The 24,418-nt window shown below is 62.6% G+C and carries 18 protein-coding genes and 1 tRNA gene; 9 read left to right on the top strand and 10 right to left on the bottom strand.

The window, feature by feature from the left end:
- Positions 1–58 precede the first annotated feature (58 nt).
- Positions 59–1,711 (bottom strand): CPBP family intramembrane glutamic endopeptidase, encoded by a 1,653-nt coding sequence (locus ACQZ13_RS07045; RefSeq protein ID WP_431050507.1) that lies wholly within the window; start codon positions 1,709–1,711, stop codon positions 59–61.
- A gap of 131 nt (positions 1,712–1,842) precedes the next feature.
- Here ACQZ13_RS07045 and ACQZ13_RS07040 point away from each other — a divergent pair, with 131 nt between their 5' ends.
- Positions 1,843–2,106: a hypothetical protein gene (locus ACQZ13_RS07040; protein WP_431050505.1), complete on the top strand. Its 264-nt coding sequence runs from the start codon at positions 1,843–1,845 to the stop codon at positions 2,104–2,106.
- Positions 2,107–2,374: 268 nt separating this feature from the next.
- Positions 2,375–3,154, top strand: coding sequence for a substrate-binding periplasmic protein (locus tag ACQZ13_RS07035; protein ID WP_431050503.1), 780 nt, complete (start codon positions 2,375–2,377; stop codon positions 3,152–3,154).
- Between the two features lie 144 nt (positions 3,155–3,298).
- Here the strand turns inward: ACQZ13_RS07035 and ACQZ13_RS07030 are convergent, their stop codons facing one another.
- Positions 3,299–3,796 (bottom strand): hypothetical protein, encoded by a 498-nt coding sequence (locus tag ACQZ13_RS07030; protein WP_431050501.1) that lies wholly within the window; start codon positions 3,794–3,796, stop codon positions 3,299–3,301.
- On the opposite strand from ACQZ13_RS07030, the gene ACQZ13_RS07025 reads away from it, so the two are divergent.
- Positions 3,759–7,856 (top strand): hypothetical protein, encoded by a 4,098-nt coding sequence (locus ACQZ13_RS07025; protein ID WP_431050499.1) that lies wholly within the window; start codon positions 3,759–3,761, stop codon positions 7,854–7,856. The two genes, ACQZ13_RS07030 and ACQZ13_RS07025, sit on opposite strands and share 38 nt — an antisense overlap.
- Positions 7,857–7,871: 15 nt before the next feature.
- Here ACQZ13_RS07025 and ACQZ13_RS07020 read toward each other — a convergent pair whose 3' ends face one another.
- Entirely contained in the window at positions 7,872–8,684 is an 813-nt protein-coding gene (locus ACQZ13_RS07020) for a hypothetical protein (RefSeq protein ID WP_431050497.1), read from the bottom strand.
- Between the two features lie 101 nt (positions 8,685–8,785).
- Between ACQZ13_RS07020 and ACQZ13_RS07015 the strand changes: the two genes are divergently transcribed.
- Positions 8,786–9,457, top strand: a complete 672-nt coding sequence (locus ACQZ13_RS07015) for a restriction endonuclease (protein ID WP_431050495.1) — start codon at positions 8,786–8,788, stop codon at positions 9,455–9,457.
- 285 nt (positions 9,458–9,742) lie between these two features.
- Here the strand turns inward: ACQZ13_RS07015 and ACQZ13_RS07010 are convergent, their stop codons facing one another.
- Genes ACQZ13_RS07010 through dcm form a run of 4 tightly spaced genes read right to left on the bottom strand, consistent with a single transcriptional unit; the run spans position 9,743 to position 17,074 of the window.
- A complete protein-coding gene (locus ACQZ13_RS07010) occupies positions 9,743–10,801 on the bottom strand; it encodes a PD-(D/E)XK motif protein (RefSeq protein WP_431050493.1) in 1,059 nt (352 codons plus the stop codon).
- The gene (locus ACQZ13_RS07005) at positions 10,798–13,638 is read right to left on the bottom strand and encodes a Z1 domain-containing protein (protein ID WP_431050491.1); all 2,841 of its coding nucleotides are present in this window, start codon (positions 13,636–13,638) and stop codon (positions 10,798–10,800) included. The genes ACQZ13_RS07010 and ACQZ13_RS07005 overlap by 4 nt, the downstream gene beginning before the upstream one ends.
- An 11-nt stretch (positions 13,639–13,649) precedes the next feature.
- Positions 13,650–15,548 carry a DUF262 domain-containing protein gene (locus ACQZ13_RS07000; RefSeq protein WP_431050489.1) on the bottom strand — a complete coding sequence of 633 codons (1,899 nt, stop codon included), beginning with the start codon at positions 15,546–15,548 and terminating at the stop codon, positions 13,650–13,652.
- Between the two features lie 53 nt (positions 15,549–15,601).
- Positions 15,602–17,074: a DNA (cytosine-5-)-methyltransferase gene (dcm, locus tag ACQZ13_RS06995; protein ID WP_431050487.1), complete on the bottom strand. Its 1,473-nt coding sequence runs from the start codon at positions 17,072–17,074 to the stop codon at positions 15,602–15,604.
- Between the two features lie 327 nt (positions 17,075–17,401).
- Between dcm and ACQZ13_RS06990 the strand changes: the two genes are divergently transcribed.
- Positions 17,402–18,268, top strand: a complete 867-nt coding sequence (locus ACQZ13_RS06990) for an HNH endonuclease (protein WP_431050485.1) — start codon at positions 17,402–17,404, stop codon at positions 18,266–18,268.
- A gap of 10 nt (positions 18,269–18,278) precedes the next feature.
- Here the strand turns inward: ACQZ13_RS06990 and ACQZ13_RS06985 are convergent.
- Together ACQZ13_RS06985 and hrcA are read right to left on the bottom strand one after the other, a co-directional pair.
- A tRNA-Ile gene (locus ACQZ13_RS06985) sits at positions 18,279–18,355 on the bottom strand.
- A gap of 126 nt (positions 18,356–18,481) precedes the next feature.
- A complete protein-coding gene (gene hrcA / locus ACQZ13_RS06980; RefSeq protein WP_088408375.1) occupies positions 18,482–19,519 on the bottom strand; it encodes a heat-inducible transcriptional repressor HrcA in 1,038 nt (345 codons plus the stop codon).
- An 80-nt stretch (positions 19,520–19,599) separates the two neighbouring features.
- Between hrcA and ACQZ13_RS06975 the strand changes: the two genes are divergently transcribed.
- The 4 genes from ACQZ13_RS06975 to ACQZ13_RS06960 all read left to right on the top strand — a co-directional run bounded on the left by ACQZ13_RS06975 (position 19,600) and on the right by ACQZ13_RS06960 (position 23,955).
- On the top strand, positions 19,600–20,475 hold the full coding sequence (locus ACQZ13_RS06975; protein ID WP_088408376.1) for an NAD kinase: 876 nt from the start codon (positions 19,600–19,602) through the stop codon (positions 20,473–20,475).
- Positions 20,475–22,232 carry a DNA repair protein RecN gene (gene recN, locus ACQZ13_RS06970; RefSeq protein ID WP_431050483.1) on the top strand — a complete coding sequence of 586 codons (1,758 nt, stop codon included), beginning with the start codon at positions 20,475–20,477 and terminating at the stop codon, positions 22,230–22,232. Before ACQZ13_RS06975 ends, recN begins: the two co-directional genes overlap by 1 nt.
- On the top strand, positions 22,229–23,155 hold the full coding sequence (gene rapZ / locus ACQZ13_RS06965) for an RNase adapter RapZ (RefSeq protein WP_431050481.1): 927 nt from the start codon (positions 22,229–22,231) through the stop codon (positions 23,153–23,155). Before recN ends, rapZ begins: the two co-directional genes overlap by 4 nt.
- A 125-nt stretch (positions 23,156–23,280) precedes the next feature.
- Positions 23,281–23,955: a hypothetical protein gene (locus ACQZ13_RS06960; RefSeq protein WP_431050479.1), complete on the top strand. Its 675-nt coding sequence runs from the start codon at positions 23,281–23,283 to the stop codon at positions 23,953–23,955.
- A 68-nt stretch (positions 23,956–24,023) separates the two neighbouring features.
- Here the strand turns inward: ACQZ13_RS06960 and ACQZ13_RS06955 are convergent, their stop codons facing one another.
- Complete coding sequence (locus ACQZ13_RS06955; protein WP_431050477.1) at positions 24,024–24,371, bottom strand: hypothetical protein; 348 nt, start codon at positions 24,369–24,371, stop codon at positions 24,024–24,026.
- Positions 24,372–24,418 lie beyond the last annotated feature (47 nt).

Below are 24,418 nucleotides of genomic sequence, written 5' to 3'. Positions count from 1 at the left end.
GCCAACGGCAAGGTCACTCATGCGGTGCTCGCTCAGCATGCGCGCGATCCGAACGGAGTCAGGCCGCTGTCGGCGCGGAGCCGGTGGAGCACGCTTCGTCGTTGGACGGATCACCCACCCGCTGGTCGCGCCTGCCTGCCGACATCCGCCAACACCACTCGAATCCCACGGCGAGCGCGAGCACCAGCGCGCCGAACAGGGTCCGCACGGCGGGCATGTCGTCCCTGGGAATGAACGTCGCGAGGGTGAACTGACTGCCTGAGAGCATGTTGATGGCGATGTTGAGCGTCACGTGCAGGACGGTGGTGCAGACGATGGATCGCGTGCGCATGAACACGATGGCGAAGAGCAGGCCGCCTGGGATGACGAATACGGCGCTCTCCGGCGGGTGAAAGGCGGCGAAGTGCAGCGCGCTGCCGACGACGCCGGCCCACTCGCTGCGGAAGAGGCGGGTCAGCAAGGGCTGGACGAGCGCGCGGTGGATCACCTCTTCGTCCAGCGCGGCAACGAAGATCGGAAGGACTGCGCCGAGCCAGAAGTACGGGCTGGTCGTGAACGGACTCAGGGGCGCGAAGAGTCCGTCGCTGAATGCATCCGGCACCGCGATGAATGCGGCCAGGAACGGCACGAACGCTGCCACGGCTGCCAGACCCAAGGTCGTCTTCAAACGAGGTAACAGGAGCTCGTGCAGCCTGGGCCCGAGCCCCAGCCACGCCAGTGCGATGACCGGGACGGCGCCTTGGGCCAGGAGAGCCAAGTGCGTCACCAACCGTGGCGTCATCCACTCGTTGCTCTCCAGCAGCGATCGCCACAGAGGATGGAGTAGCTTGCCGGTGACCTTGTAGAGCGCGTACGCCACAACGATCCACAGCACGCTCTTCGCCGCCGTCTTGGTCATCTGGATCAACCGAGGCGTACGTCGAACTCGGACCTCGACAAGGAATGCGAACAGCAGGAAGCCCAGGAGCACCAGGAGCTTGACGCCTTGCATCTGCCGCGGCGACAGGAAGCTCGCGACCATGAAGGTGCCGCCCTGCAGGATGCCCAACGAGAGCGCGATGACGATGTGAATCGCCGTCGTGCAGAGCACCGATTGCGTGCGGATGAAAACGATGCCCAGGAAGATGGCGGTGCAGAAGTTTTCTACCCGGTGTCCGGGCTGCTCCACCGCGAGCAGCACCACTGTGATGGCAAGCCCGACCCATCGGTTGCCAAACATGCGAGCGAGCGTCGACTGCAGGATCGCTCGATTCCAGATCTCCTGCTGGAGCGCTCCCAGCAGGAGCGCCACGATCGACATCGACCAGGTTTGGATGTGGGCGACGGGGTTGATCGGGCGGAATTCGGAGTGAATGGATTCGGGATTCACCGCGAATGTCGTCACGACAAACAGCACGAGCGTCGCGAGTATCAACGCGGCCGTGACTCTCGGCACGGGACGGAATAACCGACACCACGCCGGGCTGGCATTCCAATGCACGAATACCGCCAGCAGCGCGAATCCGGACAGCACCAGCTCGATATTGAGATAGAGGCGGAATTCGCCTCGATATCCGAAGTCGAGGAATGTCCAGAGGTGCGGTCCCTCGACGAACTCGGGCCAGTTTCTGAGGGCCAGCGCGAGGACGACCAGCGGGGTCCAGCGGGCGATGCGCAGGAGCTTCCGATAGAGGTACGGCAAGCGGGGCAGGCGCGCGAGAGGTCCAAGCATGGCTCTGATCGGAAGCGATTGGAGCCGCCGATGCTAGGCATGCAAATGGACCACCGATTGACGCAACTTTAGGCCGGTGTGTATGAGGAATATTCAATCACCCAGGGTGCGCGGTAGCGTTGAGGCCGTGGATGTTTCTCATGCACTCGCGCCGAGCGGATCTCGGAGAATTTGAAAGCGAAAATATGCAGGTCTTGACTGAGCAGGAGATTGACATGGTGTCCGGCGGCGACAGCTGGGCGGGTACGCCGGAAGGTCGTGCACCGGTTCCCACGCCGTCGCAGAGTTACGTCGATTGCGTCAATGAGCGATCCGACTGGCCCGGCGTGAGCGAAAGCTCCGCCATGATTTCCTGCGGCATGCAGAAGATCTGGGACCTGATCAACGAGATCTGACCAGCCGCGCTGATTCCTGAGCGATCCAATAACCAGAGGGGTGATTCACGCCCGCGTAGGTAACCACTCACAGGGCGCTTCGGCGCCCTTTTTTCTTTCCGCGGCCGCCGCTCAACGCTTCCTTCACCAAGTGTTCAACCATCGCGGGTAGCCTCGTCCGTCAAAGCCGGGCACACCGGCGACCAAGAAAGCGATCGTGGCCATGCAGCGCGTCGAGGGAGCGGGACCGGGAGTAGGACCGGGAGTAGGACTGGGAGAGGAGCTGGGAGTGAGCCGCCGGGCGATGGTGCTGGCGCCGCTGCTCGGACTGGCGGCGAATGCCGTGGCAGCGCCGGGGTCGCTGAACGCGTCGAGCGCGGCGAGCGCTGCCGGCGCCTCGAATGCGACGGCGGGCTCGACGGTCCCGCTCGCGCTGCCGGAGGGGATCAACTTCGCGAAGATCAAGCCGGTGCTGGAGCTCATCGGCCGCAACGCGGCGCTCGCGTGGGACTACCAGCTGGTGCCGGTGCCGCGCCTGCTGGCGATGGTGGAGAACGGCTGGACGCTGGGATTCGGGGCCGGGAGATCGTCGAGCCGGTCGTCGCGGCTGCTGTTCTCGGAGGAGGTGTTCATCAGCGGGCTGTGGCCGATCGCGCGCAGCGAGGTGGACCGCGACCTGCGCTCGGTGGAGGACCTCAAGGACCTGCGGGTGTGCATGGTGCGGGGGCTGGACTACGGCCGCGCGCTGGAGGAGGCGAAGGGTTCGCTCTACACGGCGGAGTACGTGTCCGGCGATTTCCGGACGCGGGTCCGGCAGCTGATGGCGGGTCGCTGCGACGTGCTGCTGGCCAATCACTTCAATGCGGATGTGCGGGCGCTGAGGCAGCGCATCGCGGACTCGGGCGGGAGCCTGGAGCGGTTGAAGGTCGGCCCGTCGCCGCTGGGCAACCTGGCGCAGCGATTCGTGACGGCGCGTGGGAGCAGCCTGGCGGCGCTGGTGCCGGTGCTGGATCAGGCGGTGCGGAGCAACAGGCGCGAGATCGGGCAGCTTCTGTCGACGGAGGAGTGAGCGCCGAGTGAGCATCGAGTGAGCGCTGCGGGAGCAGCCGAGCCTCGGCGGTGAGCCCTCGATTCGCTGACCCGAACGTCCGTCTGGTGCCGCGAAGCGACGCCGAGGCCAGACGGTCGCCGGCACGAACGCGTCACCGGAGCGTCATGGACGACACGGACATTCTTCGACAAGAAGGAAGCCGTCTGCCATGCCGAAAGAAGTCACGTCGAATCCGCTCACCTCGCTGGCGCTCCAGCAGTTGCCGGCGAGCACGAGCCAGCTGCCGCCGCCGTCGACCGGCAGTGCCTCGCGCCCGGCGTCCACCACCGGCAATTTCCAAGGCGGCGCGCTCTCGTCGCGCCGGGCCTCGAATGGCAGTCCGGGCAGCAGTTCGGGCAGCAGCTCCAGCAGCAGTTCCACCGGCTCGTTCGTGACGGCCAAGACTTCCGCCAGCGTTTCCGCATCGTCGTCGTCCTCCAGCTCGTCGAGCTCGTCGAGCGCTTCGACCTCGTCAACGCCGACGGCGCCCACGACGACCGCGGCCACCTCGGTGCCGCCGACTGCGCCGTCCTCCTCGCGCCTGGAAGCGGACAAGAAGCGCCGCGCCGCCACCACCGGCCTGATGCACGCCTTCAACGCGCGCCAGGTGAATGTCGGCACCAAGATCGTCGGCGCCGGCTTCAACCATGCGAAGGAGCGCGCCCGCATCACGGGACTCGGCGCGCCCCAGTCCGATCACGACGCCGACCCGGTGGCCAGCCTGGTCAAGGAGGGGCGTCGGCTCGTCGACCGCAGCAACACGCTGCTCAACGGCTCGCTCGAAAGTCTGCCCAGCATCAACGAGCGCCCGCAGCGCTCGGCGGGCATGCGCATGCTGATCGCCATCCCGGGCTTCCGCGGCTTCAAGCCGAAGCCGGCCATCGACCTGATCAAGCAGGATCCGGCCTACCGCGGCAGCGCGGCCGCGCCGAACCACCGCGGCCAGGCGCAGGTCGCCGATCCCCGGCAACGCCAGAGCGAGCTGCTCGAGCAGATGCAGTCGCTCTCCGACGCGCACCATCGCGCCGATCAGGACTTCGCGGAGAAGCGCGCGGCACTCGACCAGGCCAAGGCGACGCACCTCGACGACTCGCCGGTCGTGCAGGCGGCCCAGCGGGACCACGACAAGGCGTTGGCGACCTTGGAGAAGGCCACCGAGAAGCTCGACAACGCCGTCACGGTCAGCCATGTGCTGGAGACCCACCTGCAGGTGCTCGCGGTCGACCTGATCGACCAGAAGGTGAGCTTCGTGCACGCCGAGGTCCAGCAGCAGCAGGAGCGGCTGCGCGACATGAAGGGCAGCCTGGGCGAGGTGGTCAGCAACCTCAACCAGCAGCGCAGCCAGCTGGTCGGGGTGCATCAGGATGCGGTCGTCGCGCTGGCCGGGGCGGTCCATCAGCGCGGGCAGGCGCAGACGGCGCTCGCCGCCGCGACCGACGCCCTGCCCCAGCATCCCGACGAGAAGCAGCAGGCGGCGCTCGATCCGCTGCGCAAGGCGGTGTCCGACGCCGATCGCCACGTCGCCGCGCAGACCGCGCAGGTCGCCAAGACGCAGCACGCGATCGATGACCTCGCGCCCTACTTCGAGCAGCAGCTCCACCGGCTGGGCGAGCAGTCCCAGGCCGTCGAGGCCAGCCTCAAATCCCTGGAGGCGCCCGGCCAGCAGCTCAAGGCGCGCGCCGAGCAGGCCGCGACGCGCCTGGACGGCGCGCGGGAACTCGAAACCCGGCTCAGCCAGAGCGCCGTCAATGCCGTGGCGAACCTGGCGCCAGGTTTCAACAGCGCGGCGCTCGCCTCGAACGCGAGCGGCGGCGCGCTGCGCCACCAACTGAACGACATCGCACAAGCGCTGCCGCCGGAGGATCCGTCGGCGGAACGCGAGCTGCCGCGCGTCGCGGTGCTGGAGCTGCTCAGCCGCGGCCTGGCCGGCGCCTGCGACGGCGACGTCGGGCGTGCGCGCCAGTTGCTGACCGATCTGCGCAGCCGGCCGCTGGACCAGTGGATCGCGCCGCCGGCGGGCGCCACCGCCGCGGACGGCGCCGCGGTCCACCACGAGGCGCCCTCCGCGGACATGCAGCGCCTGCTGCGCGGCATGGCGCAAGTGCCGCGCGGCGGCGAGGTGCTGAACCTCGTCGCCAGCCAGGCCTCCACGCAGCCGGGCGACGAGAAGCCGGCCGCCCTCGGCCGCGGCCAGATGGAAGCGCAGCAGGCCTACTGGATGGCGCATCGGGCGCAGGCGCAGGAGACCGATCCGGCGGTCAAGACCTGGCTGGGCGACGCGATGAAGGTGGCGCAGCACGAGGTCCGCAATCCCAAGGGCGAGACGGTGTTCGACACCGCCGACCTCCCGCCCAAGCAGATGGCGGCCTACAACGCGGTGAAGAACGGGTTCCTGTCGAACGCTGCGGGTTCCGACTACGCCCTGACCGACCGCAACCTGCAGAAGGTCGGCGGCGACTGGGTGCGCAACGCGCAGGACGATCGCCATGCCTTGCTGCGGGTGCTGCCGAAGTCGATCAACCCGAGCAAGGGCAAGACGCCGTACGAAGCCAAGACGGTGACGCTGGCGCAGAAGCAGATGGAGGCGCAGGGCATGTCCACGACCAAGACGGTCGCGGAAGGCGCGCTGCAGGCGGCGGCGGCGGAGCTGAGCACCCGCGCGCGCCAGGGCGTGATGCGGGCGCGGCCGGGGCAGGCGGACAACGCCGACGCGCGCCGCTACGACGCCACGCTGGAGGCGATCGGCCAGCACCTGTCGGGCCACCATGCCGCGCCCACGCCGCTCAGCCGGATGGCCGGCACGTTGAAGATGAAGACGCCGGAGTTCCACCAGACCAAGCGGCTCTACGACGCGCAGCTGGGTCCGAAGGATGTGGCCGAGATCCGCGCGCGGGTGCAGAACATCCTGCAGCCGCCGGAGCCGCAGCAGCCGCCGGAGTCGCAACGGGCCGGGCCGAACAAGCTGAGCAAGCCGCATCGCAACCCGGTCCTGAATCCGACGGACCGGCCGCTGCCGCCCAGCATCGAGGCCCTGTTCCAGCGCACGCCGCTCCCGGTGACGGATCTGCTGAAGGCGCTGCATGCCGACATGGCGGCCGATCCGCAGGCGGCGCACCCGGCGCTGGCGGGGTTGCTGACGGCGCTGAACGACGACTTCGGCGGCGGAGCGGGCATCGATGCCAAGGTCGACAACGCCAAGCTCAAGCGGCTGGACAGCGCCGAGGACGTCAAGGCCTTCTTCACGCCGATGCTGCAGGACCTGCGGCTGCGCGACCAGGTGGCGATGAGCGGCGGCGGGGTCAAGGGGATCGGCATTCCTTTCGTGCCGTGGACGCCGATGCCGCCCATCCTGATGTCGGCGAGCGCGGACCTGCACTCGAAGAAGGACGAGGCCGCGATCCAGTTCAAGAGCCCGACCTTCGCGGCGGAGATCAAGGTCGAGGAGAGCACCGCGCGCACGCGCAACATCAAGGGCACGCTGGGGCTGGGGGTGGACCTGGGGGTGGCCAAGCTGACGGCGCCGTCGGTCTCGGCCAAGTACGAGTCGAGCAAGGGGCACGCGGTGTCGACGACGGTGCGCACCTTGCGGGACAAGGACGACCTGGGCGTGCGCAAGGAGCAGGACGCGATCGATCACAACCTGGCGGTGCTCGACACGCTGCTGCGGTGGGACAGCGACGACAAGCAGCCCAAGACCGCGGCGGGCCAGGTGGACGCGGCGCAGAAGTTCTCGGGGCCGCTGGAGGCGCTGCTCGCGCTGCATCCCAAGGCGCTGGTGGCGTCGGGCGAGCGCGACGTGAAGACCAGCCAGCTCGGGCTGGACCTGAGCGTGGCGGCGCGGCTGGGGTTCGGGGACGGGTATGCCTCGATGGGGGTGGCGTTCAACCCGGTCACGGTCAAGGCGGAGAAGACGCTGGAGCAGAGCACGGAGCGCACCGGCTACGCGCACCAGACGGTGCACGACCGGTCCGACCAGCGTCGTCAGCGGATGGCGATGACGGGGGGTGTCTCGGGCGCGTTGAGCTTCTTCAAGAAGCCGGTCGATGCGCAGGCGCACGAGGCGCACGACGACCGCAAGGGCAGCGTCCGGGTGGCGGGGGCGACCAACCTGCTGGACATCTCGCGCGAGATCGCCTCGAACTTCGAGAAGAACGGCGCCACGCGTTTCCCGATCGGGGACCGGGTGGGGGGCGCGGTCGATCGCAGCTACGGCAGTCCGAAGGATCTGCTGGCGGAGATCGACCAGCACCGCGAGGAGTTCCTGATGCGTTGCCTGGACACGCTGCCACGGGCGAAGGATGCGCCCATGGACACGCCGGAGCGGCGGCTGGTGGCGCACGACATGCTGCGGCAGTTCGAAGCCGACCTGCATGAGGCGAAGGACCATCCCAACCTGCAGTTCAACATCAAGTACGAGATGCAGCCGCGGATGAGCGGGCTGATCGATGCGCTGCGGGGGGTGGAGGCGCAGGCGATGCAGGCGGGGGACAAGGCGACGGCGCAGGAGGCGCGGGACGCGTCGCAGACCTTGCTGTCGTACCGGTCGTCGTGGGCGGTGAAGAACGCGGCGATCCGCAACAAGGGCAAGGACAGTTCGGAGACCGGTGTCGACTTCGTCGGCCGCTGGCAGCGCACGCACGGCGCGGAGACGAGCCGGGCGCTGGCGGCGTTTCCGGGGTGAGGGTCGCGGCGCTTGTCAGTGGGCAGGGAGTCTGCGTTTCAGCGCCTCGTTCGCGCGCTGGACGGACTTCGCCTGGGCTTCGTCGAAGGCCTGATCCTGAAGCGCGCTGCGGTCGAGCACGGCGTTGATGTGGTCGAGGTGCCGGTGGAACTGGTCCTCGAGCGCGACGTCGCGGAAGATCAGCGAGGGATCGTCGCCGCCTGAGAGGCGGAACGCCTTGGGGTGCTCGTCGAGGAACTTCAGGAGGTCGAGGAGGAGGATCTGGTGCTGGGCGCGGACGGCGGTGGCGGCGTGGAGGTAGTCGCGCATCCGCGAGGTGTATTCCTCCATGGTCCTGGTCTTGGCTTCCTGGCGGATCAGCGACGAGGCGATCAAGCCCTTGATCTCCTGCTCGGCGGAGTCGATGACGGTGGTGAAGCGTTGCCGGAAGGCGGCGTGCCAGGGCTCGGCGGCCTGCAGCGCGGCGCGGGCGCTGGCGCGGTTCTGCGGGTCGAGCAGGAACTCGGGGTCCAGCATCTCCTCGACGCCGAGGCTGCTCCACTGCGTTTCATAGTCGACCATGGCGCTGTCGATCGCGCGGCGGTAGGCGACCTGCGCCAGCAGCATCGATTCGAAGGCGCCGATGTTCGCGGCCTTGATCTCGGCGTCGGTGGGGAAGACGCCGCGCTGCATGGACTCGAAGAACGGCGCGGCCTTGACGATGGAGGCGTCCTCCTGATGCGCCAGGTACGCGACGTAGGGGTTGCAGGCGCTGAGGCCGAGGGCGCCCACGAGCGCGGCGGCGATGACGACCAGGCGCGGGCGCCGGGCGAAGACGGTGGTGAGCAAGAGCCCCTCCCTGGGGATGCGCGATGCGGCGCTGTTGTTGTGCGGGGGGATTCTCGCAAGGCTTGCGATACTCGCGGCACGTCTTCAGGGAGAGAGCCGAAATGGCCAGACAGAAGAAGGGATCCTCGGGAGAGGGTTTGTTGGGACGGCTCGCGGCGATGGGCGCGGCGGTGGTGTCGGCGTTTCGTCCGGGGGCGGGAAGGCAGCAGCGTGAGCGGAACGCTCATGGCGAGGAGGACGCCGCGATCAGTGGCAAGTCCTGGCACCAGTTCGAGGTCGAGCTCGGCGAGGCGTTCCGGCACAAGGGATTCACCGTAGTCGAGATCGGCGGCGGCGGCCCCGATGGGGGAGTGGACCTCGTGCTGCGCAAGCCTGCCAAGACCGGGAACGAGACCTTCCTCGTCCAGTGCAAGCACTGGAAGGCGCGCAAGGTGGGCGTGGGCGCGCCAAGGGAGCTCTACGACGTGATGGCGGCGCGCGGGGCTGCGGGTGGGTTCGTGGTGACGGCGGGAAGCTTCACGGAAGAGGCGTTGTCGTTCGCGGAGGGGAGGAGCATCCGGCTCATCGACGGGCCGAAGCTGACGGCGCTGCTGTCGGCCTCCCCTCCCCCTCAACCCGATCCGAAGCGCGCAGCAGCGGACGTCACGATGGTGGTCTGCCCGGCTTGCTCGCAGCCGATGGTGCTAAGGACGCTCAAGCGAGGGCCGACGGCCGGGCAGCAGGTCTATGCGTGTTCGACGTATCCCGTCTGCAAGGGGACGAGGGCGGTGTGAACGGCTCGCTTCGCGAGCGGGTCGAAGTCCCAATCACAGCGATGCGCTGTAGTTGAGCACGGCATCGGCCTCGTGGGACCAAGTGAGGAGCAGTGCTCCCCTTGACATCGCCAATCGCTACTGCCTCGTCATCCGGCGAAACCTGTCAAGTTCTTCGAGATCTTTAGCACTAGCGTCGAAAACGCTGATCGCGTGCGTCCCATACATAACTACAGGTTGAGCCTCCCGTCCTTGGAATCGCAGTGCTGACCGGTGGCATTCGTGGGCGCATTCAAAGACGCACACCTAAATCGCATTCTGAATCAGTTGGCGTAAGTCGGACGAAGGATTTAGATCCCCGTCGATTGTCACGGGCAAATCGATCTCAAACTTAACAGATCCCTCCGCAACGTGAATGCGCTGCAAAACGTCTTCAAATCGGAGCACCCTAATACCCGGATCGCACATGTCGTAGATTCTAAGGAAGGTTCTCGAAAGCCGACCTGCGTAGGCATCCCAATCTTTCATCTCCTCGTGAATATATCCCTGCCCACTCTCGGATCCGTATTTTGATACACGAAGCAGGAACTCATCCTTTAACGAGCCACTCGCGCCTAAAGACTTCAAACGCTCCACTATATTGGCAACAATCTGCGGCAAAGAGCGGCCGCCACCCAACTCCGACGCGTGCAGCCCCACACTGATCAAATAAAGCCTTTCAAGCGGCTTACCCAATTCATCCTTTCGCACGTCCACCTGTGAAATACCACTAACCGCGTGCCTGGAAGAACTACCTCCCGTTGATTTGACCTCAAAGCAAGCATTGGGATAAACGAAGTCGCGATTAGACTGAGTCCAGCCCTGCCAACCTTCAAGAATCCTTGCGGCCATCGCTTCAGTTGAAGCAAGCTGGAATCCGCTCTCAAGCAAAAGAAGTTCGGCATAGAGACCCTGAATCGTCTGCTCATCTAGAGCGGACCTTCTCAAAAACAACTCAAAGATTGGCTCGCATTTTTTGAAAGCGTGCTGCGGAGAATTAAGTACGCCGCTTCTAAACAACTCTTCGACCAAAAATGCAGCAGACGCGAGGAAGTGCTCATCGGACGGCAACACGATTCGATTCGCAACAAATGCCGCTCCATTTTGTCCCGTCCAAGTATCACTTCGAAGGTGTCTTCGGACGAGTGCACTCGCTGCATTGAGTGGCTCACCTACAATAAAAATCTCAACTCTGCCCGTTGACTGCCGTGCAATACCGATGCTTGATTTGGGGTCGAACCAATGAACGTTTCTATTCAACTCGTCCGTGCTTTGAACGAGCTTTATAGTCGCCGCTAACAAATCTTCAAATTTCGGATTGGTCAATTGAGTGCCCTCAATGCAGCGATGTGATCAGGCCCCCCCAACGGAATGGCGAGGCCCGCCGTAACAATGTCATTCGGTTCCCCAGACGGTGGGGCAACAACGTGAAAAAGCAGAAGACCACCGTCACCTCTCGGCCGCCAGAGTGGCTCACCATCAACTCGCTTAGGCGGTGACCTCTTGGTAACGTGATAGTCAAAGAGTTGATCACCCAAATAGCTGTCTATCGCTGATCCAGGATTGCGGCTCCCCCAAGTCGAAATAAACCTTCCTTTTGCAACGGATCGATCCATGCGCTGAACGCCACGCGCCTTCAAATCTGGGTGCTGAGCATCACCGGATGATCCATACCGAACGCCGATTGTAAATTTCGGCGCTGTAGCCCGGTAACTTGCGAGGTCTATCATTGACCACGGGACATCGCGCTGATCGGTGGGAGAGATTCCCCGTGCGCGTCTCGTTAAAAGGGCATCCCAAAGCCGAAGATATGCCGCAATAGAGAACGGACAGGCGTTTGGCGGAACCAGATCAATGCTCGAACCGGTAGATGTGGACCTGAAAAGTGGACGTTTGCCAACGTCAATTTCGTGCTGATATTCGAGTGACCGCCAGCGTCGATGCGACACTCCGTTCGCAGTCGGCTTATGATTGTCGTAACGAAACTCCTCGAGCAGTTCGGCGACTTCCAGCAACGACAGCGTTCGCGTCATATACAGGCCACGTTCAGTCCCTGCAACTGAAAGATTCAGCCACTTCTCTTTAGCTAGAAGCCGAACCAGTAGTAGCTCATTGTCTGGAGATTTAGTTCCAGTTTCCGCAACTCGCAGAAAGACCTCAGCTCCGGGGCTCAGCGGCAGTGCGTGCAAGTTTGCGATTTTCCCAGTAGCCTGAAAATCGACTCCTTGGAGAACCGTCGGTCTTGGAGCCGATAAGGCGGGATCGTTCATATAACCGAGAATCTCTCTCCGCAGAGCCTCATCAGCCTCGTGATATCCGGAGAAAAGGTCATACTGTTCGCGATATAAGAATACACGACAGAGATTCAGATAGCCCCCACGGTAGCCAAACCAGCGCTGCATTTGCATCTGCGAATCAGCAACCGGACTACGCGAAGATCGAAGAAACAGTGTCGTTGTCAGACCCTCGAGCGTAAGCCCCCGAGCCATGACATTTCCGGACACAAATATCGAATAAATGTTTGCAGGCTTCTGGGCAGAACCGTCTTCAGCCTCAAAAGGCACAAACACCGGGCTATCGTCGGACCTTGGATCGCTATTAATTACCGCAACTCGGGTCGATGGAAAAACTTCCGATCGAAGTAATTCCCTGATCTCCGGCCAATCATCATCTTCAGGCGCAGGAAGATTATGGCCGCCATCGCGGTCCATCAAAAATGCCTTTGAATCTCTAAATCGACGAAGCCACTCCTTCCAAAGTGACTCTTCTTCCTCAAGCCGCAGGCTCAACCGATCTGCACGTATCTTGAAATCGTCGGATTCAGCGGGCTCGCCATCTCCATTCGTCCATCTGCTGACAAGTTCTGCCATCTCAAAATGCGTAAGAACTTGCGCTCCGGGATGAATCAGCATCGAATGAGGGGCTGGTAGCTTCGCCCTCAGTTCCTGCAACGAAGGTTCCTTCAACGATGCAATGTCAGAAAAGCGCCGCCCGGATTGAAACAGACGAATCGCGCCGGCAACGAAGTATGCGCGTAGTGCATTCCCCAACTGCTGCTCACACACCCGCTCTTCGCGAGCAAAAAAACTCTCGTCACTCTCTTCAAGTTTCTTCTCAGTTTTTTCCAGCAACTCGCAGAACGGCGTATTTTCACCATTCCTGCTATAGAAAATATCTCCACCCGTATACTGCGATTCCAGCCCAGTCAACTCCAAATAAGTTGGATTTCTGGGGGATAGCTCACCTTGCGCACCCGGAACTCTGAGGGCGCATATAAAATCGTTCGGGGAGAGTGGATTGTGGTCTGCTTGAAGAATATTGCTTTGCGGCGTCGCAGTATAAGCAATGTAGGTGCAGAAGATTTTACAATTAAAAGTTTCAACCCCAGGATCCTGATCGCTCCACAATCTCGCAATTCTGCGGGGAATTTGCTTCCTCAGCGCTGACTCAATCGGTTCACCTGCCTCGGTGTCGCTATCTAATATGGATCCGTCATCCGCTTCATCGTCAATGACGACTATATGGACTGGACGATCTCTTCCGAGCGCAGCCTCCTCCGCAATTGGCTTCATGAAGCGAGAAAACTTCTCCAAGTGATCAGGCTGCTTCATCACTACAGCGATCAACGGTCGATCGTTTAACAACGATCGCTTAACCAGATTCGGAGTCTCGAAATAAATAGACTCAAGACTCTCTGCCAGATCGATCAAGTGCGGCGCTGGCAGCAGAGTTCTTCTGCGCCTGCAGAGTCGATCGGTGCCCGGAGTCCAACCGTCAAGTTGAGTGGCTAACCGACGGAATGTTTGCTTCCAAAGGGCCGTCCGCGTACCACCAAGTACGACCACGATGTCCGCTTTTGCGTCGAGAGCCTTAGCCGCCACTGCGAGCAAAGATGCAGTCTTTCCAGACTGCACTGCACCCATTACTAAACCCTTACGCAAGCGCCCTGGAGGCCATTGAGAGAAGTCTCCGTCAGCTCCGCCCACGCCAAAGATGCCGTTATCAAGAATATATTGAGAATCTGCATCCAGCACCGCCAGCGATGTTGATGACAACCCCGAGAGCCCGGCTGCGTACCTCCCCCACCAGCCCGTGCCAGTCGAAGACCCGTCGATCGATGCCCTTGACGCGTTTGGCGTCAACATTATGGTTTCGATTTGCAAACCAAGCTCCTTCAGTCGACCGGATTCTTGGCTGCGGCAACGAGAGTAGGTACGCAACTCTGCGCATAGCGCGCTATCAAAGCGCTCTCAATATCGGGCAACGGAACTCCTGCCGCTTCCACTATCCCGAGGGCGGCTTTTCCGATAAACGCCCACTGCGTTTTATTCTGAGCTTTTCTTGGCCGGGGACATTTTTTGGTGAAATCGTAGATTTCTTCGTTGCGCGTGTCTAAGAGGCTTTCCACGTCATCGACTACTTGTGCCAACAGGAATACAGCGACCAGGCTTGCCACCAATTGCAGTTCAAGCCATTTCTCACCATTATTGTTGTCTTTAAATGCCTCGTTCCAGCAGCTTGCCGATGAATGCGCAGTTAGCGCCTTACTCAAGTCGAGAACCAGGAGGTCCAATGTCTTCTTCTTTGCCAACAGATGATTGTCTACATCCCGGATCTTGGCAAACAGTCCGTCGATTTGCTTTGCGGTGGAACGGACAGTCAACTCCCCATTTTTTTCCGCAGGCTCAAAAAGCAAAGACAAGAACCAGCTAAGAACTTTGGTTCTTTTATATCTCGAAGTGCCAAATCGATACCCATCGAGCGTTTTGGATACGCCTGGCAACCGAGCTCTGGATTCCTGATCGAGGAAATCCGCAAGTTTGAGATCACGATTATCTCCCGCGGCCACTAGAAGAAGTCGAACCAGATCCACCTCGTGGAACAGTGCATTTCTAATCTCTTCAGCATTTAGATGCTTGCCCTGCTTGTTGTAGAGATTGAAAACTTCCTGAATCTGTCGTGGAGTCGCCTCGATGTATTCGATAATTGGAACTAGGTACTGACTTGTCTGCTCGAAGATCTCTTGCACTGACTCAGAATTCGCTCCTACCGCCACACGCTCATCGTGAATTTCACAGTAATATCTACCCCACATTGATTCATCAAGTGCGCGGGCTTGCGAACGTATAGGGAACGGAAAATAATACTGAGACTCCAACTTTTCGGTAAGAGACACCCCGACGACACGCTTCCAAACTGTTCGAAATTTTCGATAATCGTTCCGGAACAGCGTGAGTAGGCCATGGCCAGGATATTTTTTATCCATTTCAGTCACATGACGAATGGCTTCTGGATGTTGCCCCGTGAATCTCAATATCGAAGTTAGGCGCTGTTTTCCATCCACCACTTCATACCCTGCCGCCTCTTTCTTCCCTTTAGGCTTTGGCGTCAGAAGAATGATCGAAGGCAACGGAATACCACGAAGAACCGATTCAATCAGTTTTTGTGCATCACTGGTGGGCCATACATCGCCACGCTGGTAGGAAGGAGTCAGATTCAACTGATTCTTCTTCGCATAGTATGAGAACTGATTTAGTGGCCATGTCTTACTATTCGCTTGAATTTGTCCCCCGACCTCGTCTACATCGAGCGCAGCCTCTTCCCAAGCCGCTTCCCAATCTTTCGTTGCCTTTTGTAAGGGGTTAATTTCGTGCGACTCTGTGAAGACTTGCTGCAGCCGCTGAGCGATATCAAGCCGGGCGCCAAAAACTTCGGCACCCTTTAGAGTGGGGGTCGGGAAACCAAACTCCTCGCTGATCAATGAGTCGAGATCACCCAGTTGGGAAAATACTTCCGCAGCGCAGGCCTTGCAACCTTGCTCTTTAGGGTCGCCAAGTTTGAGGGTTCCATTGAGGCCAAGCCATGCTTGCACATGCAATACCTTCAATACCCATGCGCCAGACGAAAAATCAACTTCATCCGGCTCAAACGAACCCAAGAAGGATCCATATCCGTGCGGCACGACCTCAGATTGCGAAAGCTCAGAAAGCTGCTGTGCTACTTTCAGTCGCGCCCGGTCAAGTTCCTCTTGATATTCTTCGGCGGCAACTTCATTGAGGATATCGTTCTTCATTTTTCCACTCCCCTTTTAATTGATTATTGAAAATTAGTTCTTCTCAGACCCACTCACAACACAAGGTTCTCTTGCGCTCGTCTTGTTTTTCCTATGGATCGCGCACCCGCGGCGCCGCCTAAGAGGCGCTCCGCGATTAGCTTAACGATACCAACATGCACGCCATTTCCGAGCGCTTTGAATGAGCGAGCCCTGGAAACCGAAAGTAGATGATCGTCTGGAAATCCCTGAAGCCTAAGCCCCTCTACTTTTGTAAGAAATCGACGCTCTGGGCCTAGTATCGGGATCTGGGTGGTAGTCATGGCAACTAATGCAGGAATGCTGCTGTAGCGCTTTACGCGCAGGCCAGATGGACGAAACTGGAGTACGTATTTCCAGATATCCCGCTCCCCATCCTTCACATTCCATTCTAATTTTCGAAGCGACGGTGGCATCTCAGAGATCTCGCCTAGCCACCCCGATGGTGCGAGCCCTTCAATACGTCGCCACCAGCTTCTATTTTTTTCTATATAGTTAATCTTCCACTGCCTAAACTGATCAACTGGCTCGCGCGCATAGTTTGGCAGCATTTCCAGGAGTGCTTCGCGGCTGTCGTTTTTTCCAGCCCTTCCCAAAGCACGCTTCAATTGGTGAAGTGGAGCGGAGAATGGGGTATTAGATTCGAAGGGATATGGGAACCGGAACTCATCCGACCAAATGGGTGCTGCCGGAAACGGAATCCTTGACGGTATGCGCTGCACTAGTTTGTTCCACGCTTCAATGCAGGCCACTTGCTGAAGCGTCAAGCTGACCTCTGCTCGTTCTGCCTTTGCTATTTCCGACTGACGCTGAACTACAGAGGCCACCGTCGTGTCGGCATCTTTCTGTCTCGGCGGAAATGGCATATCGGGCAAGCCCTTTAAGGACGCCACGATAAAGAATCGCTCGCGATGGTGTGGAAATCCGAAGTGGTGGGGAGAGAGCAAGCCTTGGCCCAATTGGATTTCAGTTTCCGGAAGCGCCAAGCGCTTGGCATCCGCGCCAAGCCCGCTGTCTCGCCAGTCTGTCGAACTTGGCGGTGTGGAATGTTCGGTGCCGGCCACCTCATACCCGAGCGCTTCCAAACGGCGTTTGACGATCTGCCAAGTCCGCCCAAGATCGTGACGCCCGAAGTTCCCGACGTTCTCGAGGAGCACGTAGGTTGGCCTGTGTTTTTCTAAGATTTCTAGAATCTCATGAAACAACGTCCCGCGAGTTTCATCCTGTGTGCCGAGCTGTGCACCTGATTTGGAGAATGGTTGGCACGGAAACCCTCCACAAAGGACATCGTGCCGTGGCACGTGCTGCTTGGCTTGTCGAATATCCCCAAAAACCTTCCCGGTCATGGATGGGAAATTTTTTAGGTACAGCTCACGCAATTCCTCATCCAATTCAGAGGCCATCACGCATTCATGACCAAGCGCAGCAAGCGCTCTATGGAATCCTCCCATTCCAGCGAATAGATCGATGAATCTTAGAGATTTTGTCGCGAACGATTTCGCCTGCATGAAACTTCTATCTAATTAGTTTTTTGACCCTGGGGCAGCTGCACCCAGCTGCTTAGCTTTCCCAAGCTTAGGAAGAGCCTCTATTGGCTAGCCAGCGAGCTTACCCTGCCCGCCGTTGCACCGTGGCAGCATCAATCGCCAGAGCGGGCGCGTCGCCGCAGTTCGCACAACCGCCGGCAGTACGGACTCGTTTGCAACGCTCATCGACTCTGATCGAGACGGCGAGACTGCAGAGTCGATCGATCTTCCTAGAGTCAATTGGCTAACTCAGGCCAGAACATGACTCAAAGTTGCTAGGCTAGCGCAATGTCAGCCGCGGCGCCCCACATGCAACTTTCAGCAGAACATTTGGCAGCCCTTGCCTGGTTCCGAGCACATGCGTCCGAGACCATCGGTTGGCCCCAACCGCTGGAAGGACTCTTCCTTGCGAACAGGGCCAAAGGGATCCACAAGCCTGCTGGATGGAGGTACGCCTTGAGCATTCGCTTAGCACTTGATGGCCCCTACCCCGATGCACATCGAGGCGAGGGCGGCGATGCTTGGTCGATCGAGTACAGCCAAGAGGGCGCGGATTCGAATTACTTCACCAACAGAGCCTTGCTCGCCTGCATGGCAGACGCTGTGCCAATCGGCGTCCTCAAGCAGGTGAGAGACTCACCTCGCTCTGAATACCGTGTACTCGGTCTGGGTTACGTGACGAGCTTTGATGGCCAGAGCTTTCAGATCAGCTCGGCGCCGCCCGGCGACGTGGATGGCGAAATTCGAACTGTCTTCGTCGAATTTGATGCATTTGATCAAAGTGATCGGAGACGGCAACGTCAAGGAATGATCGCGGATCGCATTGGGCAACCAGATTTTCGCGATCGGTTGGTTCGCGCCTATTCGGGAAGGTGTGCAATTTCCGAGTGCAACGTTTCGGCAGCCCTTGAGGCAGCACACATATTGTGTTATCGCGGAACGCACACGAACCACGTGCAGAATGGGCTACTTCTGCGCGCAGACATTCATTCGCTATTTGACGTCGGATTGATCTCGATAGATCCCGACTACACGATTAGCGTTGACGCGACTCTGGTGAATTCCGAATATTTCCAGTACAACGGAAAACGGATTCGAATGCCGATCGACGAAAGATTCCGACCCCACCCAGAAGCATTGAGGCGTCGCCAGCGCGACATGGAAATTTCGACATGACGCGATGAATTGGTAGGCCGTACAGGACTTGAACCTGTGACCAAAGGATTATGAGTCCTCTGCTCTAACCAACTGAGCTAACGGCCCCCGGGGGTAATCGCATATACGAACCCTGGCGGGTTCGTTGGTTCCGGCGTTGCACCGGAGGGGCGGATTGTAAGCACGGTTGCGGCCTTCGCTTAGGCACGCCTACCTGTTCGTCGCTAGGTCTACCTACTTCTGCGACAACGCGTTGCTCACCATCCTCGACGTGATGTCGACGATCTCGATCATGCGGTCGTAGGCCATCCGGGTCGGTCCGATGACGCCCAGCGTCCCGACCACCTCCCCGTCCACCTCGTACGGCGCGGACACGATGGAGAGCTCCTCCACCGGCACCACATGGCTCTCCCCGCCGATGTAGATGCGCACGCCCTCCGCCCGCTCCGACACATCCAGCAGCCGCATCAGCTGCGTCTTCTGCTCGAACATGTCGAACATCCGCCTCAGGCTCCCCAGGTCGTGGCTGAAGTCCTGCACCGTCAGCAGGTTCCTCTCCCCGGAGATGATCATCGGCTCGTGCTCCGTCACCCCCTGCTGCCCGACGTCCACCGCCGCGCTCATCAGCTTGGCGATCTCCCCGCGCAGCTGATCCACCTCCGACCTCAACCGGTCCCGCACCACATCCAGGCTCAGCCCCGAGTAGTGCGCGTTCAGCCGGTTGCTCGCCTCCACCAGATCCGCCTGGGTCAGGTCTTGCGCCGTGAACACCAGCCGGTTCTGCACATCCCCGTCCGGCGACACCATGATCACCAGCACCCGCCGGTCCCCCAGCTTCAGGAACTCGATGTGGTGGAACACCGCCGTCTTCCGCGGCGACGTCACCACCCCCACAAAACTCGACAGGCTGCTCAGCAGATGCGCTGCGCTCGCGATCACCTTCTGCGGTTGGTCCGGCAACAACTGGCTCTCGAACGAGCCCGAACCCTCCCGGGCCAGCCCCGCACCCTCCCGGGACATCCCCGGCTTGGCCGTCAGCAAGGTGTCCACGAACAGCCGGTACCCCCGCGCCGTCGGAATCCGCCCCGCGCTGGTGTGCGGACTGGCGATCAGCCCCAGCTCCTCCAGGTCCGCCATCACGTTGCGGATCGTCGCCGGACTCAGCTCCAGCCCCGACGCCTTCGACAAGGTGCGCGAGCCCACCGGCTGGCCGTCGGCGATGTACCGCTCCACCAGAGCCTTCAGCAGTGTCTTCGCGCGATCGTCGAGCATGTTTTTCATTCTAAAGAACCCGGCGGCGCTACCCCCTCCGCACCCCGGTCCCAGCACATCGCTGTGGTGTAATTCCCGCCATGTCCAAGCGCTTCCGCCACGTGGCCATCGTCGGAAAACCCCAGTCCCGGGGCATCCGACCCATCCTGGAAGAGATTGCCGATTTTGTCGCCTCCCAGGGATTGGATGTTTCCCTTGAACAGGAAACCGCCGACAGCACCGGCATCACCGCCCTCCCCGGCCTCTCCCACGCCGAACTCGGCGCCCAGTGCGACCTCGCCATCGTCGTCGGCGGCGACGGCACCATGCTCGGCTTCGCTCGCCAGGTCGCCCGCTACAACCTCCCCCTCGTCGGCATCAACCAGGGACGCCTCGGCTTCATCACCGACATCTCCGCCGACCAGTTCAAGGAATCCCTCGCCCCCATCCTCGCCGGCGACTTCGAGATCGAGCACCGCTCCCTCCTCGAAGGCGCCGTGATCCGCGACGGCGAACAGATCTTCTCCGGCGTGGCGCTGAACGACGTCGTCGTCTCCCGCGGCGCCACCGCCGCCATGGTCGAGCTGCGCGTCGACGTCGGCGACGAGTTCGTCGCCAACATGCGCGCCGACGGCGTCATCGTCGGCACCCCCACCGGCTCCACCGCCTACGCCCTGTCCGCCGGCGGACCCATCCTCCACCCCGGCATCGCCGGCTGGGTCCTCCTGCCCATCGCCTCCCACGCCCTCTCCAACCGCCCCATCGTGCTGCCCGACAACGGCGAGGTCCGCCTCACCATCGTCGCCGGCCGCGACGCGTCGGTGAACTTCGACATGCAATCCCTCGCCTCCCTGCTCCACGGCGACTGCATCACCGTGCGCCGCTCCCAGCACCGCGCCCCCTTCCTCCACCCCAGCGGCTGGTCCTACTACGCCACCCTGCGCCGCAAGCTCCGCTGGAACGAGGGCAACACCTGATGCTGCGCCGCCTCGAACTCAAGGACTTCGTCATCGTCCCGGCGCTCGAACTCGACTTCGCCGCCGGGTTCTCCGCCCTCACCGGTGAAACCGGCGCCGGCAAGTCCATCCTCATCGACGCCCTCCAGCTCGCCCTCGGCTCCCGCGGCGACGCCGCCGTCGTCCGCGAAGGCGCCTCCCGCGCCGAAATCTCCGCCGAATTCGACCGCCCCGCCCTCCTCGCCCCCTGGCTCGAGGAAGCCGGCTTCGACACCGGCGTGAACGGCTCCGAAGAGTCGCTCCTGCTGCGCCGCGTCATCGACGCCCAAGGCAAGAGCCGCGCTTGGATCAACGGCGGCACCGCCACCGTCGCCCAGCTGCGCGAGCTGGCCGAACACCTGCTCGACATCCACGGCCAGCACGCCTGGCAAGGCCTGACCCGCCCGGTCAGCGTGCGCGCGCTGCTCGACGACTTCGCCCAGATCGACGGCAAACCCATGGCCGCCGCCTTCTCCGACTGGCGTCAGGCCACCGAGGCGCTCGCCGCCGCGCAATCGAAGCAGGCCGACCTCGCCCGCGAGCATGAGCGCCTGAGCTGGCAGATCGGCGAGCTCGGCCGACTCGCGCCCGGCGCCGATGAGTGGGACGAACTGAACGCCGAGCACCAGCGCCTGTCGCACGCACAGTCGCTGATGGACGCCGCCCGCGGCGCGCTCGAACGCATCGCCGAGGCCGAGATCAACGCCGAGTCGCTCACCGATGAAGCGCTGTCCGCGCTCCAGGACGTGCTCCGCTACGACGCCGGCCTGCAGGACACCGTCACCGCGCTGCTCGGCGCGCAGGCGCAACTGCAGGACGCCGCACACAGCCTCAGCTCCTACCTCAACGCCGCCGACCTCGACCCCGACCGGCTGCAGCAGCTCGACGAACGCGTGTCCGCCTGGGTCACGCTCGCGCGCCGCTACCGCCGTCAGCCGGCCGAGATGGCCGCGCTGCTCGTCGAATGGAAGGCGGAGCTCGCGCAGCTCGACGCCGCCACCGACCTCGACGCGCTGCAGGCCAAGCAGGCCGCCGCGCTGAAGCGCTACCAGAAGGAAGCCAAGACCGTCAGCGCCGCGCGCGCCAAGGCCGCGCCGACGCTGTCCGACGCCGTCTCGCAGGCGATGCAGCAGCTGGGCATGTCCGGCGGCCGCTTCGAAGTCGCGCTGCTGCCGCAGGACGAGCCGCAGAGCTTCGGCCTGGAGTCCGCCGAGTTCCTCGTCGCCGGCCACGCGGGCTCCACGCCGCGGCCGCTGGCCAAGGTGGCGTCCGGCGGCGAGCTCTCGCGCATCGCGCTCGCCATCGCCGTCACCACCAGCCAGCAGAACAGCGGCGCCGGCACCCTGATCTTCGACGAGATCGACGCCGGCGTCGGCGGCGCCGTCGCGGAAACCGTCGGCCGGCTGATGAAGCAGCTCGGCCAGCGCGCGCAGGTCCTCGCCGTCACCCACCTGCCGCAGGTCGCCGCCTGCGCGGATCACCACTTCCTCGTCGCCAAGGCGCTCAAGGACGGCAAGACCAACTCCGACGTCCGCCCCATCGCCGGCGAGGCCCGCACCGCCGAGATCGCCCGCATGCTGGGCGGCGAACGGCTGTCGTCCACCTCCCTCGCCCATGCGCAGGAAATGCTGGAGCTGTCCGCCAAGGGCGCACCGGTCGCGCCGTCGTCCAAGGCCTCATCCAGCGCTTCCTCCAGCGCCTCCTCCAACACAGCGTCCAACAGAAAGGTGAAGCCGTGAGCGCTCCCCACACCGCTCCGGTTCCCCCGACCCAGGCCACGCCCACCCTCACCTCCCCGCGCGGCGAGGTCGTCATCGTCACCGGCATGTCCGGCGGCGGCAAATCGATCGCGATGCATGCGCTCGAGGACGCGGGCTTCTTCTGCGTCGACAACCTGCCGCCCGAGCTGCTGCCGCAGTTCCTCGACCTCGAACGCCAGCGCGGCTGGCGCCGTGTCGCGATCGCGGTGGACGTGCGCAGCGCCGGCTCGCTGCCGCAGCTGCTGCTGCACATCAAGGAAATGCGCCAGGAAGGCGTGACCCTGCGCGCCATCTTCCTGGACGCCGACGACGACACGCTGCTGCGCCGCTTCTCCGAGACCCGCCGCCCGCATCCGCTGCGCGTGGGCAACAACGAGGCGGACACGCACCGCGCGCTGCAGGAAGCGATCGCGCTCGAACGCGAGCTGCTCACCCCGCTGCGCATGGAGTCCACCGTCATCGACAGCAGCCAGCTGCGCCCCGCGCAGCTGCGCCACTGGCTGCGCGACCTGGTGCACGTCAGCGGCTCCTCGCTGACGCTGGTGTTCGAGTCCTTCGCGTTCAAGCACGGCGTGCCCAGCGACGCGGACTTCGTCTTCGACGTCCGCGTGCTGCCCAATCCGTATTACGACCGCGAACTGCGTCCGCTCACCGGCCGCGACGAGCCGGTCGCGGCCTACCTCGAAGGCCAGCCCGAAGTGCGGCTGATGCTCAGCCAGATCGGCGCCTTCATCGCGCAGTGGCTGCCGAACTTCGCGCAGGACCAGCGCAGCTACCTCACCGTCGCCATCGGCTGCACCGGCGGGCAGCACCGCTCGGTCTACCTCGTCGAGACGCTGGCCAAGCAGTTCGCCTTCCACGGCCAGGTGCTCAAGCGGCATCGGGAACTGGACGCGCGCTGAGCGACCGCCGGCCGTCCGGCGCACGCGTCGTCGCTTCCGAGCCGCCTGCGCCGGACCACCGGATTTCAAGAGCACGCCAGGACGCAAGGGAACACGGAGCGGTTCTCCCCTTGACGTGATGGCCCATGCATTCCCTCTCCCAGTTCTTCTCCGCGGCCTTCCCGGCCGCCTCTTCCGGCGCCTACAACATCCCGGCAGGCTCGGCTCACCACCGCGCGGCGTCTGAACAGCAACAGCGTGTCCAGTCCGAACGCGACGCAGTACTCTCCACGCTCGACGAGGTCAGCCGTCACCTCGGCAGCTCCGCGACGCCCGCCGCCTGCAGGCTGCGGCACGACGTCGACCAGGCGCTGAGGAGTGCCGACTTGAGCGAGTGCTCCGGCGCGCCCGCGCACCTTCCCTCGCTGGCACAGGCGCAGGAATGGCTGCTGGAGGCGCGCTTCGACGAGCGGGTCAATCCGGGCGCGCTCACCCGGTTGCGAGGCGCCCTGGCCGCGACGCATAGGCAATGGCAGGAGTTCGAACTGCCCCAGGAAGGACCGTTGTCAAGATCACTGCACCAACTGCGGCAAGAGGTTGACGCCGCCAGCACCCGGTCAAAGGGACAGATCGACGCGAAGCGATTGCACCAGTTCGATCAGCGGCTGGAGGCGCTCAAGGTGCAGGCCTTGGATTTCGTCGCGGACCGGGGGGCGATGATCAACGCCCGTCTGCGCTCGCAGCAGCTGGCCAACGCCACGCTGCCCCCGGGCTGCCCGTACATGCCGCCGCTACCGCGCAAGGAACTGCGCGATGAATAGTGCATGGTCGACGCGTGGCCTGTCGCCTTGCGACAGCGCTGAGGAGGTCCGCCTGGGCGGCTCGACGGTCAGCTCTGCTCGACCGCCTGGTGCTCGATCTCCTGCACCTGGTTGAACAGCAGGATGCCCAGCACCACCGACGTCAGCGGCATCAGCACCAGCATCAGGATCAGCCACAGCGTGGGGCTGCGCCCCGCGCGCTTGGCCGCGATGGTCATGTAGGCGAAATGCGCGCACAGCCCGGCGGCCAGGCCGATCGCGAACATCGTCAGCTTGGCCGGCTCGCCCTCGCCGGGCACCTGGGTCTCGCTGATCAGGAACCACAGGCACACCCCGCTGACCAGCAGCGCGATGAAGGCCGATTCCAGTGCGCTCTTGATGGCCGCGGCGCGGCCCGGCTTGACGTCGTTCGACATGGTGTCCCTGCAGGCGGTGGAGGCGCACGCGGAGCCGTCCCGCGGTC

It is taken from the genome of Roseateles sp. L2-2, assembly GCF_050613215.1.
Taxonomy (GTDB): domain Bacteria; phylum Pseudomonadota; class Gammaproteobacteria; order Burkholderiales; family Burkholderiaceae_C; genus Roseateles; species Roseateles noduli.
The sequence above is the reverse complement of the archived record's forward strand: the minus strand, read 5'-3'. Positions and strand labels throughout refer to the sequence as shown.